We start from the raw sequence: 13358 nt of genomic DNA on the forward strand, positions 1-13358 counted from the left end.
CTGCTCCTGGTGGTTGACGGGCTAGCTGCCTCGGTTACGTCTGATCCCAGGCCGGCAACAGTCCGGCGGCCCGCACCTCGGCCAGGGTGGGTGCGTCACGGTCGCGCTCGGAGACCACCAGCGGGTGATCGTCGGGCCAGTCGATCCCGATGGCGGGGTCGGTGGCGCTGATGGTGTGCTCACGCTGCGGGTCGTACTCGGCTGAGCACAGGTACATCACCGTCGAATCATCTTGCAGTGCAACGAATCCATGCGCCAGGCCGGCGGCCAGATACACCGATCGACGGTCGCGGGCGTCCAGCAGCACCGCATCCCAGCGGCCGTAGGTCGGCGAACCGACCCGGATGTCGACGACTACGTCGAAGACCGACCCCGACACACAGGTGACGTACTTGGCCTGCCCGGGCGGCAGCTGGGCGAAGTGCAGGCCGCGCAACACCCCGGCGCCCGACACCGAGCAGTTGGCCTGCCGCAGGTCGAACCGGTGACCGGCAAGCCCGGTGAACTCGCGGTCGGTGAACCATTCGAAGAACACGCCACGCGCGTCGGCGTGTTGGGTCGGGGTGAGCTCCCATGCGCCGGGAACGGCAAGTTCGCGGAACGCCATCTCAGCGTCCCAGCTCGGCGTAGCGGGCTTCGGCGGCGTCTTTCAGTGGCGCCCACCAGGATTCGTTGGCGCGGTACCACTCGATCGTCGTGCGCAGACCGGCCTCGAAGTCGGTGTGCTCGGGCTTCCAGCCCAGCTCGTCGCGCAGCGCCGACGGGTCGATCGCATAGCGCAGGTCATGACCGGGCCGGTCGGAGACATGGTCGAAGTCGTCCGGGTCGTGGTCCATCAGCCGCAGGATGGCCTGCAACACGCTGCGGTTGTCGCGTTCCCCGTCGGCGCCGATCAGATAGGTGCGCCCGGGATGCCCGCCGGCCATGATCTGCCAGACCGCGCTGTTGTGGTCGTCGACGTGGATCCAGTCCCGCACGTTGGCGCCGCTGCCGTACAGCTTGGCCCGCCGCCCGGTCAGCAGGTTGGTGATCTGGCGCGGAATGAACTTCTCCACGTGCTGGTAGGGCCCGTAGTTGTTGGAGCAGTTCGAGATCGTCGCGTGGATGCCATAGGAGCGCACCCAGGACCGCACCAGCAGGTCGGCGGCGGCCTTGGTCGACGAGTAGGGGCTCGACGGGTGATACGGCGTCACCTCGGTGAACCGGCGCGGATCGTCGAGTGCCAGCTCGCCGTAGACCTCGTCGGTGGAGACGTGATGCAACCGCACCCGGTGGCCGCGTACCGCCTCCAGCACGGTGAAGGTGCCGACCACGTTGGAACGCAGGAACGGTTCGGGGTCGGCCAGCGCGTTGTCCACGTGGGTTTCGGCGGCGAAGTGCACCACCGCGTCGGTCGCCGGATCCAACGCGGCGACCAGCTCGGCCACCAGCGCGGTGTCGGTGATGTCGCCTTCCACCAGCCGGATCTCAGCTGCGACGTCGGCGAGTGACTCGCGGCTGCCGGCGTAGGTCAGGGCGTCTAGAACCGTGATCTCGGTGCCGGGTCGCTGCGCCAGCGTGCTGTGCACGAAGTTGGCGCCGATGAACCCGGCGCCCCCGGTGACCAGCAGCCGCATGCGGCAACCCTATCGGCGATCGCAACCGAGACCCGCGCGAGTGGAAAATCCGCGACGCGACTTCAGCGTGTCGCGTCGTGAGATTCTGTCTCACGCTATGGGGGCCTCACGCTATGGGGGCTCAGTCGGGCGGCGTCAACCCCAGCGGCCCGGCCAGCTCCGTCAGCGTCGGCAGCAGCGCCTTCCAGCCGCCGAGCACCTGGATCGTCACCTGGTCCGCGCCGGCGTCCAGGTGCTCACCCAACCGGGCGGCCACGTCGTCGGCGCTGCCGTGCGCCACCACGGCGTCGATCAACCGGTCGCTGCCGGGGGCACGTACGTCGCGATCGGTGAAGCCCAGCCTGTGCCAGTTGTTGACGTAGTTCGACAGCCGCAGATAGAAGCCGACCGCCTCGCGGCCGGTCTCGCGGGCGGCGGCGGCATCGGTGGAGAGCACCACCTTGTGTTCGGGGGCCAGGAACACCGACGGCCCGACCAGTCCGCGCGCGGTGGCGGTGTGCGCGGGAGTGGTCAGGTAGGGGTGTGCCCCGGCGCTGCGCTCCGCTGCCAGGCGCAGCACCTTGGGGCCCAGCGCGGCCAGCACCCGGCGGCTGGTGGGCACACCGGCCGCGTCGAGGGTGTCGAGATAGTCGACCAGGGCCTGATACGGGCTGCTGTACTCGGCGGTGGCCTCGCGGTGACCGACGCCCACCCCGAGCAGGAACCGGCCCGGGTGAGCGGCCTCGATCCGGTGGAACGACTCCGCGACCTGCGGCGCCGGCGCCGACCAGACGTTGACGATGCCGGTCGCGACCTGCAGCGTCGTCGTCGCCGCCAGCAGCGGTTCGACGAAGGAGAGCTCAGCGGCGGGTGACATGCCCACCCAGATGGCGCCGTACCCCAGCTGTTCGATCTCGGCGGCCTGCTCCGGCGTGGGCGAGCCGCCGGTCCAGACTCCGTAGCGGCCCAACTCGGGCTTGAGTGACATTCCTTCGGTCATGTGCGTCCCATCGGGTGTTCGGCGACGGTTTGGCGGATCGTGGCGGTGGACTGCGTTGTCGGTACCAGTCTGTCACCGCCCGCTTCCGGGCCGACGATTTTGGTGCCCGGCTCCTCAACGGGTATCGTGGGACGGCGGTGCGGCGTCTGCGTCGACTCTTGCGTGCCCAGTTCGAGATTCTTGGCCATTCACCTGGAATTTCCTGCCACCGGCCCACGTTTTGTAGTCGTAGTCGATGCTGCGCCGCGGCGGGCGCATGCACATGTAACCAGGAAAGCCAGACACGGAGGATCGCCGGAGACCAATGGCCAAGAAAGACGGTGCCATCGAGGTGGAGGGCCGAGTGGTCGAGCCCCTGCCCAATGCGATGTTTCGCATTGAGCTGGAGAACGGTCACAAGGTGCTCGCTCACATCAGCGGCAAGATGCGGCAGCACTACATCCGAATCCTGCCGGAGGACCGGGTGGTCGTGGAGTTGTCTCCGTACGACCTGACCCGGGGACGCATCGTCTACCGGTACAAGTAGCTCCGGACCGCCCAACCCGAAGACCTTTAGCAACCAGCGATGAGAACAGGACCACAGCAGCCGTGAAGGTGAACCCCAGCGTCAAGCCGATCTGCGACAAGTGCAGGGTGATCCGTCGGCACGGCCGGGTCATGGTGATCTGCTCGGACCCGCGCCACAAGCAGCGTCAGGGCTGACCGACAAGCAGCACCCGAACCACAACTGAATGCAGACCTCCCAGTACCACTGAGTTGGCTGGCATCTTTTCCAGATGAGCCAACTCGGCAACGCCCGGATCGGAGGCCGGGCCCCGGAGCTGTATCGACCGGGAACGGGCTGGGACCGACACCTCCGCAACGAAAGAGGGAATGCCACCCATGGCTCGACTTGTGGGCGTCGACCTGCCGCGCGATAAGCGCATGGAGATCGCGCTGACCTACATCTACGGCATCGGCCGTACCCGTTCCAATGAAATCCTCGGCGCGACCGGTATCGACAAGGACCAGCGCAGCAAGGACCTCACCGACGAGCAGTTGACCGCGCTGCGCGACTACATCGAGGGCAACCTCAAGGTCGAGGGTGACCTGCGCCGCGAGGTGCAGGCCGACATCCGTCGCAAGATCGAGATCGGCTGCTACCAGGGCCTGCGGCACCGTCGCGGCCTGCCGGTGCGCGGCCAGCGGACCAAGACCAACGCGCGTACCCGCAAGGGCCCCAAGCGCACCATCGCCGGTAAGAAGAAGGCCAGGTAAGACCCATGGCAACGAAGAAAGCGACCGGGCCCAAGAAGGGCCAGAAGACCCGGCGGCGGGAAAAGAAGAACGTCCCGCACGGTGCCGCGCACATCAAGAGCACTTTCAACAACACGATCGTGACGATCACCGACCCGCAGGGCAACGTCATCGCCTGGGCGTCGTCGGGTCACGTCGGGTTCAAGGGCTCGCGTAAGTCCACCCCGTTCGCCGCGCAGCTGGCCGCCGAGAACGCCGCCCGCAAGGCGCAGGAGCACGGTGTGAAGAAGGTCGACGTGTTCGTGAAGGGCCCGGGTTCAGGCCGCGAAACCGCGATCCGCTCGCTGCAGGCTGCCGGCTTGGAGGTCGGCGCGATTTCCGATGTCACCCCGCAACCCCACAACGGTTGCCGTCCGCCCAAGCGGCGTCGGGTCTAGTCGGGTTCGAGGAGGAGAAACAACATGGCTCGTTACACCGGACCCGCAACCCGCAAGTCCCGCCGGCTGGGCGTCGACCTCGTCGGCGGAGACCAGGCATTCGAGAAGCGGCCCTACCCGCCCGGCCAGCACGGCCGCGCGCGGATCAAGGAAAGCGAATACCGGCTACAGCTGCAGGAGAAGCAGAAGGCTCGCTTCACCTACGGCGTGATGGAGAAGCAGTTCCGCCGCTACTACGAGGAAGCCGTCCGTCGGCGCGGCAAGACCGGTGAGGAACTGCTGCGCATCCTGGAGAGCCGGCTGGACAACGTGGTCTACCGCGCCGGCCTGGCCCGCACCCGTCGGATGGCCCGTCAGCTGGTCAGCCACGGCCACTTCACCGTCAACGGTGTGAAGGTCGACGTGCCCAGTTACCAGGTGTCGCAGTACGACATCATCGACGTCAAGGACAAGTCGATCAACACGGTGCCGTTCCAGATCTCCCGGGAGACCGCGGGCGACCGCCCGATCCCGGGCTGGCTGCAGGTGGTCGGGGAGCGCCAGCGCATCCTGGTCCACCAGCTGCCGGAGCGGGCCCAGATCCAGGTTCCGCTCGCCGAGCAGCTGATCGTCGAGTTCTACTCGAAGTAACCCGCTCGGGGCCCTGCCCCGAGTACCCCCAAACGGCATCAAATAGCGGGTGCCAGAAGGAGAAAGAACACCATGCTGATCTCGCAGCGTCCCACCCTGTCCGAAGAGGTTGTGGCCGACAACCGCTCCCAGTTCGTCATCGAACCGCTGGAGCCGGGATTCGGTTACACCCTGGGCAACTCGCTTCGCCGCACGCTGCTGTCGTCGATCCCCGGCGCGGCGGTCACCAGCATCCGCATCGACGGCGTGCTGCACGAGTTCACCACGGTCCCCGGCGTCAAAGAGGATGTCACCGACATCATCTTGAACCTCAAGGGCCTGGTGGTCTCCTCCGAGGAGGACGAGCCGGTCACCATGTACCTGCGCAAGCAGGGCCCGGGTGCCGTCACCGCCGGTGACATCGTGCCGCCGGCGGGCGTGACGGTGCACAACCCCGACATGCACATCGCGACCCTCAACGACAAGGGCAAGCTCGAGGTCGAGCTGATCGTCGAGCGGGGCCGCGGTTACGTCCCGGCCGTGCAGAACAAGGTCTCCGGCGCCGAGATCGGCCGCATCCCGGTGGACTCGATCTACTCGCCGGTGCTCAAGGTGACCTACAAGGTCGAGGCCACCCGTGTCGAGCAGCGCACCGACTTCGACAAGCTGGTGCTTGACGTGGAGACCAAGAACTCCGTCAGCCCGCGGGACGCGCTGGCCTCGGCCGGCAAGACCCTGGTCGAATTGTTCGGCCTGGCACGCGAACTCAACGTCGAGGCCGAGGGCATCGAGATCGGGCCGTCGCCGGCCGAAGCGGACCACATCGCGTCGTTCGCGCTGCCGATCGACGACCTGGACCTGACGGTGCGGTCGTACAACTGCCTCAAGCGCGAGGGCGTGCACACGGTCGGGGAGCTGGTCGCCCGCACCGAGTCCGACCTGCTCGACATCCGCAACTTCGGGCAGAAGTCCATCGACGAGGTCAAGGTGAAGCTGCACCAGCTCGGTCTGTCGCTCAAGGACAGCCCGGCCAGCTTCGACCCGTCGCAGGTGGCGGGCTACGACGTCGCCACCGGCACCTGGTCGGCCGACACCGGTTACGAAGAGCAGGACTACGCCGAAACCGAACAGCTGTAACGCCCCACCTCTCGAAAAGAGAGCCGTCCCGGCCCTACCTGATACGGGGGCCGGCCCCATTTAGGAGAAGCCCCAATGCCCAAGCCCACCAAGGGTCCCCGTCTCGGCGGGTCGTCCTCGCACCAGAAGGCGATGCTGGCCAACCTGGCCACCTCGCTGTTCACCCACGGCCGGATCAAGACGACCGAGGCCAAGGCGCGGGCATTGCGGCCGTACGCCGAGAAGCTGATCACCCACGCCAAGAAGGGCACGCTGCACAACCGGCGTGAGGTGCTCAAGAAGATCCGCGACAAGGACGTGGTGCACTCGCTGTTCGCCGAGATCGCCCCGCACTTCGCGGACCGCAACGGTGGCTACACCCGCATCATCAAGGTCGAGGCGCGTCAGGGTGACAACGCCCCGATGGCCGTGATCGAGCTGGTCCGGGAGAAGACGGTGACCTCAGAGGCCGACCGCGCTCGCCGCGCGGGGGCCAAGGCGGCGAAGGCCGAGAAGGCCGCAGCGAAGCCCGCCGAGGCCGAGAAGGTCGACGAGCCGGCGGTCGAGGAGACCGAGGAGACCGAAGCGTCCGAAGCCGCCGAGGCCGAGACCGGAGCCGACGAGACCGCTGAGGCCGAGACCGCTGAGGGCACCGACGAGTCCTGACCGCACCGCCGGGGCTGTCCGGCTTCGGCTCGACATCGCCTACGACGGCACGGAGTTCGCCGGCTGGGCGGTTCAAGCCGGGCAGCGCACCGTCGCCGGTGTCCTCGACGAGGCGCTGACGACGGTGTTCCGCGCCCCGGTGCGGCTGTTCGCGGCGGGACGCACCGACACCGGCGTGCATGCCACCGGCCAGGTGGCCCACGTCGATGTCCCGGATTCGGCGCTGCGGTACGCCTATTCGCGTACCCGGCGGGACGGCGAGCCGGAATTCCTGGCGCTGACACGGCGATTGGCGCGTTTCCTGCCGGCTGATGTGCGAGTGCTGCGGGTGGACCGGGCAGCCTCGGACTTTGATGCCCGGTTCTCGGCGCTGCGTCGTCACTACGCTTACCGGCTCTCGACCGCGCCCTACGGGGTGGCACCTCAGCTGGCCCGTTACGTCACCGCCTGGTCGCGCCCGCTCGATGTCGACGCGATGGCCGAGGCTTCCCAAAACCTGTTGGGACTGAACGATTTCGCGGCGTTCTGCCGCCACCGCGAAGGCGCGACCACCATTCGTGACCTGCAGCGTCTCGACTGGGTTCGCGACGGTGATCTGGTCACCGCGCAAGTCAGCGCCGATGCGTTCTGCTGGTCGATGGTGCGATCCCTGGTCGGGGCGGTGCTGGCGGTCGGCGAGCACCGGCGCGATGCGGCCTGGTTAGCGGGGTTGCTCAGTGCCAGCCGCCGGTCCAGTGATTTCACCGCCGCGCCGGCGCGCGGGTTGACCCTGGTCGGGGTCGACTATCCGCCGGACGACCAGTTGGCGGCGCGCACCGTGATCACCCGGGACCTGCGCAAGCCGCGCTGATCCCCCGCGGGCGCTAGCGGGCACGGTGGTACCGCTGCGCCGGCGCGCTAAAGCAGGCCGGCCACGAACGACGCGGCCTGATTGGTCATGCCGGGGGTATAGCCGGAGTGCGCGGAGAACATGCGCCCGGGGGAACAGACCGGGTCGCCGTCGGTGCACAGGTCGATCGTCTTGAACCCGTACACCGGGCTGTTCGTCAGGGGCTGACCGATCTTGTTGGAGGGGTTGCCGAACACCGCGATCGCCGCGACATGGTCGGCGGCCTCCGGGGGCAGTGGCGCGGTGAACCCGAAGCCGGGCACCGGCGCCGCCGCCACGATGTCGACGATCGCTGCGCCCTGCGAGTAACCGCCGAGGACTAGTCGGGTGGCCGGGCAGTTCTCCACCATCCACATCACGTGGCCGCTGGCGTCGTTGGCGCCGTCGGCCGCCCGGCCGAAGTCATAGCTGGCCGGATAGTTCACCGCGTAGGCGCCGACCGACCGGGACGTCTGGTTCCGCAGTGCGCCGACGAAGGCGTTGCCGACTCGGCCCAGGCCCGGGGGCTCGCCGGTGCCCCGGGCGAACACGACCTCGACGTCCGGGCATCCGTCGGCGGACGCGGGCGCAGACGGGACAGGGCTGATCAGCAGTGCTGACGCGGCAACGCAGGCCGCCAGGATGCGGTGTGCCTTCATAACGGAGAATAGTAACGAAGCAAAGATAAACTAACTAATCGGGTCTGCGTCGCCGCGCTGAGCTCGATCAGAGCCTGCCCATGATGAAGTCGGCGGCCTGGTTGATCATGCCGGCCTGGATATAGGCATCGGCCAGGTGCTGTGGCCAGTTCGCTTCCCAGGTGTTCGGGTCGGCCGGATTGCAGATGGGGTCGGCGCCGTGGCACAACTCGATGGTCCGGTCGGCGTACACCGGGCTGAACCGGGTGATCGGCCCGGCCCAGGCGCTGCCGTTGCCGAACAGCGCGACCGCGGCGATGTGTTCGTCGGCGCCGGGTGGCAGCGGGTTGTTGAACGAGAAGACGCTCATCGGGACGGCCAGCACGATGTCGCTGACCGCCGCGCCCAGCGAGTAGCCGCCGATCACCAATCGGGTGTCCGGGCAAGTCTGCATCATGTGCTGGATGTGGCCGCTCATGTCGTTGGCGCCGCGATCCACATCGGCGTCGGCGTCGTAGCGGACCGCGTACAGTCCGATGGTGCGGTCGGCCTTGGCGCGTAAGGCGCTGACCAAGGCGTTGCCGATCTTGCCCGGGCCGGCCGACTCGAGCCGGCCGCGGGCGAACACCAACTCGACCGGCGGGCAGCCGGCCGCCGACGCGGCGGGAATGACCGTCGGTATCAGCGCGGGCGCGATCAAGGACACGACGAGCAGCACGACCGCGGTCAGGAAACGGGACGCCTTCACAGCGACCGATAGTAGCGACGTAAAAACTTGATGGGCTAAATAAGAGCGTCGGCGCAGGTCAGCGCACCAGCGGTGCGACGTCGGGCACGGGCCCCGGTGCCCGGAGCCGGCCGGCGACGAAGTTGGCCGCCTGGCTGGTCAGCGCCGGGATGTAGCCGTCGGTGTGGTCGGTCCATTCATTGCCCGGTCCCTCGTGACAGATCGGGTCCCCCGGGTTGCACAGGTCGAGGGACTTGGCGCCGAACAGGGCGCTCTGCGCGCTGATCGGCCCGCCGGTGCGGACGGCGGGATTGCCGAACGCCACCACGGCCACCACCTGGTCGGCGTACTCGGCCGGCAGCTGGCTGCCCCAGCTGATACCACCCACCTGGGTGCCGGTGACGATGTCGATCACCGACGCGCCCTGCGAGTAGCCGCCCAGCACCAGTTGGGTGTCGGGGCACACGTCGGCGGCGGCCTTGACGCGCCGGATCACGTCGTTGGCGCCGTCGCCGCCACCGAGCTGCAGCCGGCCGGCGGGGTAGTTGACGCCGTACTCGTCGACCTTCTTGGAGGTCTGCTGGCGCAGTGAGTCGATCATCGCCCGGCCGACCCGGCCGACGCCGGGAGGCTCACTGGTGCCGCGGGCGAATATGACCTCGACGTCCGGGCAGTCGTAGGCGGCCGCCGACGGGACGGCATTCGGGGCCATCGCGGACAGGGCCGGGACGGTCAGCAGTGCGGTTGCCATCAACAACACCGAAAAGATGCTGTTCAAGTGAGAAAAACGCATACCGGGATGGTACCGAAACCGGTTCTGGGCGCCGAAAAGCCTGTGCATGAATGAAAGCGGCGCAACCGGGCCCGCGGTTAGCCTCGGCCACACGCAAGGGAGTGGTGGATGGCGGGGCGATCGACGACACAACTGCAGCTCAGTGCAGACCGATTCCAGACCCGCCGGCTGGAACGTGCGCTGCGCTGCGGGCGGGTGGCGGGCGGTCCCGCGCCGGGCCGCGCCGGGCTGGGCTTGGGCTGCCTGCTCGCCGTGATCGCGCTGGCCGGCGCCGTGGTGGCGGCGGTGGTGCGCCCGCAACCGGGCCTCGGTGAGGCCCCCATCGTGCTGGACCGCGCATCCGGCGCGCTCTATGTCCGGGTCGGCGACGTTATGCATCCGGTGCTCAACCTCGCCTCGGCTCGCCTCATCGCCGGAGCCACCGACCCGCGGCCGGTGGCCGCCGGCGCGATCGGCCGGGTGCGGCGCGGCCCGCCATTGGGTATCCCGGGAGCTCCCGGAGCGCTCGGGGATGCCCTGCCGACGACGGCGACCTGGTCGGTGTGCGACGACTCGGCCGGCACCACGCTGGTCGCCGGCGTCGACCCGCCGACCGCGCGCCTCGACGCCGACGAGGCGCTGGCCGCCAGCTCCGAGTCGGCGAGCACCTACCTGTTGCTGCGGGGACGGCGGATCCCGATCAACCCCGCGATGCTGGGACCGGTTGGACCGCGGCAAGTCTCGGGGCTGTGGCTCAACGCGATCCCGGAGGCGCCGCCGGCCACGCCGTCGGATTTCATCGGCCGCCTCGCCGAACTGCCCGCCGCGGTGACCCTGTGTGCCCATTGGCGTGCCGGCGACGCGGCCGGCATCACCCTGTCGGCCGGGGCGGGCCTGCCGCTGCCGGCCGGAGCGACGCCGACGACGCTGGCTCAGGCCGACGGGCCGGGCCCGGCCCTGGACTCCGTCTATCTACCGCCGGGCCGCAGTGCCTACGTGCGGGCCTCGGATGCCTCCGGTCGCGGCGGCGGCGCCGGCTACCTGATCGCCGAGACCGGGGTGCGGTTCACCGTCGACGGCGACGCCGCCGCGCGCAGCCTCGGGCTGCCGTCGGTGGCCGCCGGCGTTCCCTGGCCGATGCTGGCCGGGTTGCCGGCCGGCCCGCGGCTCAGTCGCGAACAGGCGCTGCTGGCCCGCGACGTCGTGGCGCCGTCGCCCGGACGCTGACCACCGCCAGCAGCAGGGCCAGCAGCACACCGGTGCCGGTGCCCGCGGCACGCAACCCGCCGGAGGCGGCGGGCGCCACTTCGGGCGGCGCCGGCGGATCCGGTCGCGCCGGTTGGGGAGCCGGCCGGTCGGGGGCCGGCCGAGTCGCGTCGGAGCTGACCGCCGCCAGCGGATCGACCACCCCGGCGCCGACGAAATCGTCGCGCCCGCCGGGCGGGTGGTGGGCGGTGGCCTTGATCCGGTCCATCACCTGCCGCGGTCTCCAATCCGGGAACCGGGCCCGGATCAGCGCCGCCAGACCGCTGACCACCGGCGCGGCGAAACTGGTGCCGTGAACCGGGGATCCGCCGACGGTGTTGGCCATCGCATCGGCGACGCTGCTCAGCGACAGCACGCCCTCGCCGGGCGCGGCCACGTCGACCCACGGACCGGCCAGGGTGAATGCCGACGGCGCGCCGCGGGCGTCCACCGATCCGACAGTCAGCACGTAGTCGTCGTACCAGGCCGGCGTGACGATCATCGGCTCGCCGGCATCACACCCGTCGTCGGTGTTGCCGGCCGCGGCGACCACCACGGCGTTTCGCACCTCGACTGCGTAGGCCAGCGCGGCGCCGAGCGCCCGGTCATCCAGCTCGGAGCCCGCCGGCAGGCAGGCCACCGCCGAGATGTTGATCACCGACGACCCCAGGTCGGCGGCGGTGCGCACCGCCTTCGCCAGCGTGTCGACGTCCCCGACGCCCGGGGCGTCGCCGGCGGCGCCGAACTTGGCGCTGGACTGGCGAATGGCGAGCACGGTGGCCAGCGGCGCCACGCCCGCGAACCGGTCGGCAGCCGGATCTGGTGCGGCCCCGATGATTCCGGCGACCAGCGTGCCGTGCCCGTCGCAGTCCTGGGCGCCGTCGCCGGTGGACACGTAGTCCCCGCCGCCCACCAGGCCGGGAAGTCGCCGATGCGGCGCGACACCGGTGTCGATCACCGCCACCCGCTGACCCGCCCCGCGGGTGAGCGCCCACACCGCGGGCAGGTCCAACCCGTCGAGCTGGGTGACCGGCGCATCCGGCTGCAGGGCCGGGACCCCACACACCGCGCGTTGCACGGTCGCGTGCACCGGTGCGGCCGGCCCGGCTGCGGGCAGCCGGGAACTGTCGATCGGCGGCGGTGCGACCGCGCTCGCCGGCGGTACGCACTGGGTGGTCCCGGCGATCACCGCGGCCGCCGAGAGGCGGGCGAGCCGAACGACCCTGGCGCTGCGCATCACTCAGCCCAGACTCAGTCCGCGAACGGAGCCGTAAACCCCGCACAGCCAGCAGGCCAGCGGCACCACCGCGCCCAGGGCCACACTCTCCAGCACTTCGGCGCCGCGGCGGGCCAACGGGGACCGCACCGGCGCCGTGAAACCGAGAACGATCGTGACGACCGACATTGCCGCTGCCACCATCGCCGGCCAGGGCCGGTGCGGTGTCACGTCGAGCGCGGCGGACAACACGGCGATGCCCATGGTGGCCGCACCGCCGACCAACAGGGTTGCGATCTGCGTGCCGTCGGCGTGCGAGCGGGCCCGCAGCAGTAGGGCCGCACCGGCCGCCGCCGCGAACGCGGCCCCGACCAGGCCGGGCACACCGGCGACCGGTTCCCCGGCGGCGACACCGGCGGCCCCGAGCACCACCGCCGCCGCCGACCCGGCGATCAGCCCGCACAGCAGATCCCGGGCCGCAACGGCATGGCGCGCCGTCGGCCGCCGCGACAACCCGGCGGCCAGCATCGCGATCCTGCCCGCTACCCGGATCAGGCCGACCCCGCCGGCGGCCGCCGCCGCGCCGATCGTCTGCGCCGAAACTCCGGTTGCCGCACCGGCCATGGCGGCCACAGCGGCCAGGATCACCAGCCCGGCCAGACCGCACAGTATCGCCCGGGCCGGCCCGCTGCAGCCGCTCGAGGGCACCGCCATCGCGACCACCGTCCCGGTCGCCGCCATGGCCAGCAACACGTTCGGAGCGCCGGGACCGCCGGGGACCGCTACGAAACCGGCGACCCCGGCCAAACCGGACGCCGCGATCGCGGCAGTGAGACGCCGGGCGGTCGGCCGCCACGGGTGCGCCGCCGTCCGCACCCCGGCTGCCACCTGCTCGGCCGGGTCGTCGAAACGCGGCTCCGGAGCGACATCGCCGGCGCGGGTCAGCACCAGCACGGCGCCGTCGCGGATCCCGTGTTGCGCCAGCGTCTTCGAGCCGTCCAGTGGTGAGCGGCCGGGCTGGGCGAGCCGGTAGGGGCCCAGCGGCTGGTCCCGGCTCGACATCGGCTGCGGGCCGTCCCGTCCCGAGACGAGTTCGACGGCGGCGGCGACCAGCACCGCCACCGGTACCGCAGCCGGTAGCGCCAGATCGGCGTGACCGGTGTCGGCGTAAACCGCGACCCGCCGCAGACCCGGATCCGTATCGGTCACCTCCGCCTCCTCGTGGTCGTGTTG

Annotated in this window: 18 protein-coding genes; 9 read left to right on the top strand and 9 right to left on the bottom strand. The window is 70.1% G+C overall.

Annotation, left to right across the window (positions count from 1 at the left end; all coding sequences use genetic code 11):
• Nucleotides 1–34: 34 nt before the first annotated feature.
• The 4 genes from rfbC to AWC24_RS22115 form a co-directional block, all read right to left on the bottom strand.
• On the bottom strand, nt 35–607 hold the full coding sequence (gene rfbC / locus AWC24_RS06330; RefSeq protein WP_085083125.1) for a dTDP-4-dehydrorhamnose 3,5-epimerase: 573 nt from the start codon (nt 605–607) through the stop codon (nt 35–37).
• A gap of 1 nt (nt 608) precedes the next feature.
• Complete coding sequence (rfbB, locus tag AWC24_RS06335; protein ID WP_085083127.1) at nt 609–1616, bottom strand: dTDP-glucose 4,6-dehydratase; 1008 nt, start codon at nt 1614–1616, stop codon at nt 609–611.
• A 121-nt stretch (nt 1617–1737) separates the two neighbouring features.
• The gene (locus tag AWC24_RS06340) at nt 1738–2595 is read right to left on the bottom strand and encodes an LLM class F420-dependent oxidoreductase (protein ID WP_085083130.1); all 858 of its coding nucleotides are present in this window, start codon (nt 2593–2595) and stop codon (nt 1738–1740) included.
• Entirely contained in the window at nt 2592–2783 is a 192-nt protein-coding gene (locus AWC24_RS22115) for a hypothetical protein (protein ID WP_133055702.1), read from the bottom strand. The genes AWC24_RS06340 and AWC24_RS22115 overlap by 4 nt, the downstream gene beginning before the upstream one ends.
• A 116-nt stretch (nt 2784–2899) precedes the next feature.
• Here AWC24_RS22115 and infA point away from each other — a divergent pair, with 116 nt between their 5' ends.
• The 8 genes from infA to truA all read left to right on the top strand — a co-directional run bounded on the left by infA (nt 2900) and on the right by truA (nt 7509).
• Nucleotides 2900–3121, top strand: a complete 222-nt coding sequence (gene infA, locus AWC24_RS06345) for a translation initiation factor IF-1 (protein WP_005140011.1) — start codon at nt 2900–2902, stop codon at nt 3119–3121.
• 62 nt (nt 3122–3183) lie between these two features.
• Entirely contained in the window at nt 3184–3297 is a 114-nt protein-coding gene (gene rpmJ / locus AWC24_RS06350; protein ID WP_003879483.1) for a 50S ribosomal protein L36, read from the top strand.
• 180 nt (nt 3298–3477) lie between these two features.
• Nucleotides 3478–3852 carry a 30S ribosomal protein S13 gene (gene rpsM, locus AWC24_RS06355; RefSeq protein WP_085083132.1) on the top strand — a complete coding sequence of 125 codons (375 nt, stop codon included), beginning with the start codon at nt 3478–3480 and terminating at the stop codon, nt 3850–3852.
• Nucleotides 3853–3857: 5 nt separating this feature from the next.
• Entirely contained in the window at nt 3858–4268 is a 411-nt protein-coding gene (gene rpsK, locus AWC24_RS06360; protein ID WP_013830211.1) for a 30S ribosomal protein S11, read from the top strand.
• A gap of 24 nt (nt 4269–4292) precedes the next feature.
• Nucleotides 4293–4898, top strand: a complete 606-nt coding sequence (gene rpsD / locus AWC24_RS06365; protein ID WP_085083134.1) for a 30S ribosomal protein S4 — start codon at nt 4293–4295, stop codon at nt 4896–4898.
• 72 nt (nt 4899–4970) lie between these two features.
• Complete coding sequence (locus AWC24_RS06370) at nt 4971–6014, top strand: DNA-directed RNA polymerase subunit alpha (protein WP_085083136.1); 1044 nt, start codon at nt 4971–4973, stop codon at nt 6012–6014.
• Nucleotides 6015–6089: 75 nt separating this feature from the next.
• The gene (gene rplQ, locus AWC24_RS06375; protein WP_085083138.1) at nt 6090–6659 is read left to right on the top strand and encodes a 50S ribosomal protein L17; all 570 of its coding nucleotides are present in this window, start codon (nt 6090–6092) and stop codon (nt 6657–6659) included.
• Nucleotides 6622–7509, top strand: a complete 888-nt coding sequence (gene truA / locus AWC24_RS06380) for a tRNA pseudouridine(38-40) synthase TruA (RefSeq protein ID WP_207568309.1) — start codon at nt 6622–6624, stop codon at nt 7507–7509. Before rplQ ends, truA begins: the two co-directional genes overlap by 38 nt.
• A 47-nt stretch (nt 7510–7556) precedes the next feature.
• Here the strand turns inward: truA and AWC24_RS06385 are convergent, their stop codons facing one another.
• The 3 genes from AWC24_RS06385 to AWC24_RS06395 form a co-directional block, all read right to left on the bottom strand.
• Nucleotides 7557–8186 (bottom strand): cutinase family protein, encoded by a 630-nt coding sequence (locus AWC24_RS06385; RefSeq protein ID WP_085083142.1) that lies wholly within the window; start codon nt 8184–8186, stop codon nt 7557–7559.
• A 67-nt stretch (nt 8187–8253) separates the two neighbouring features.
• Nucleotides 8254–8883, bottom strand: a complete 630-nt coding sequence (locus AWC24_RS06390; RefSeq protein ID WP_272937707.1) for a cutinase family protein — start codon at nt 8881–8883, stop codon at nt 8254–8256.
• Nucleotides 8884–8971: 88 nt separating this feature from the next.
• A complete protein-coding gene (locus AWC24_RS06395; protein WP_234807276.1) occupies nt 8972–9685 on the bottom strand; it encodes a cutinase family protein in 714 nt (237 codons plus the stop codon).
• Nucleotides 9686–9793: 108 nt separating this feature from the next.
• On the opposite strand from AWC24_RS06395, the gene eccB reads away from it, so the two are divergent.
• Complete coding sequence (eccB, locus tag AWC24_RS06400; RefSeq protein ID WP_085083146.1) at nt 9794–10891, top strand: type VII secretion protein EccB; 1098 nt, start codon at nt 9794–9796, stop codon at nt 10889–10891.
• On the opposite strand, the gene mycP is transcribed toward eccB, so the two are convergent.
• Nucleotides 10833–12146 carry a type VII secretion-associated serine protease mycosin gene (gene mycP / locus AWC24_RS06405; protein WP_085083285.1) on the bottom strand — a complete coding sequence of 438 codons (1314 nt, stop codon included), beginning with the start codon at nt 12144–12146 and terminating at the stop codon, nt 10833–10835. The genes eccB and mycP overlap by 59 nt on opposite strands.
• A gap of 3 nt (nt 12147–12149) precedes the next feature.
• Entirely contained in the window at nt 12150–13334 is a 1185-nt protein-coding gene (locus AWC24_RS06410) for an EsaB/YukD family protein (protein WP_085083148.1), read from the bottom strand.
• Nucleotides 13335–13358: the final 24 nt, after the last annotated feature.

Source organism: Mycolicibacter senuensis, assembly GCF_002101885.1.
GTDB classification, from domain to species: domain Bacteria; phylum Actinomycetota; class Actinomycetes; order Mycobacteriales; family Mycobacteriaceae; genus Mycobacterium; species Mycobacterium senuense.

Coding starts and splice junctions, on each gene's coding strand:
- rfbC (WP_085083125.1), bottom strand. CDS start 607: ATGGCGTTCCGCGAACTTGCCGTTCCCGGCGCATGGGAGCTCACCCCG.
- rfbB (WP_085083127.1), bottom strand. CDS start 1,616: ATGCGGCTGCTGGTCACCGGGGGCGCCGGGTTCATCGGCGCCAACTTC.
- AWC24_RS06340 (WP_085083130.1), bottom strand. CDS start 2,595: ATGACCGAAGGAATGTCACTCAAGCCCGAGTTGGGCCGCTACGGAGTC.
- AWC24_RS22115 (WP_133055702.1), bottom strand. CDS start 2,783: ATGGCCAAGAATCTCGAACTGGGCACGCAAGAGTCGACGCAGACGCCG.
- infA (WP_005140011.1), top strand. CDS start 2,900: ATGGCCAAGAAAGACGGTGCCATCGAGGTGGAGGGCCGAGTGGTCGAG.
- rpsM (WP_085083132.1), top strand. CDS start 3,478: ATGGCTCGACTTGTGGGCGTCGACCTGCCGCGCGATAAGCGCATGGAG.
- rpsK (WP_013830211.1), top strand. CDS start 3,858: ATGGCAACGAAGAAAGCGACCGGGCCCAAGAAGGGCCAGAAGACCCGG.
- rpsD (WP_085083134.1), top strand. CDS start 4,293: ATGGCTCGTTACACCGGACCCGCAACCCGCAAGTCCCGCCGGCTGGGC.
- AWC24_RS06370 (WP_085083136.1), top strand. CDS start 4,971: ATGCTGATCTCGCAGCGTCCCACCCTGTCCGAAGAGGTTGTGGCCGAC.
- rplQ (WP_085083138.1), top strand. CDS start 6,090: ATGCCCAAGCCCACCAAGGGTCCCCGTCTCGGCGGGTCGTCCTCGCAC.
- AWC24_RS06385 (WP_085083142.1), bottom strand. CDS start 8,186: ATGAAGGCACACCGCATCCTGGCGGCCTGCGTTGCCGCGTCAGCACTG.
- AWC24_RS06395 (WP_234807276.1), bottom strand. CDS start 9,685: ATGCGTTTTTCTCACTTGAACAGCATCTTTTCGGTGTTGTTGATGGCA.
- eccB (WP_085083146.1), top strand. CDS start 9,794: ATGGCGGGGCGATCGACGACACAACTGCAGCTCAGTGCAGACCGATTC.
- mycP (WP_085083285.1), bottom strand. CDS start 12,146: ATGCGCAGCGCCAGGGTCGTTCGGCTCGCCCGCCTCTCGGCGGCCGCG.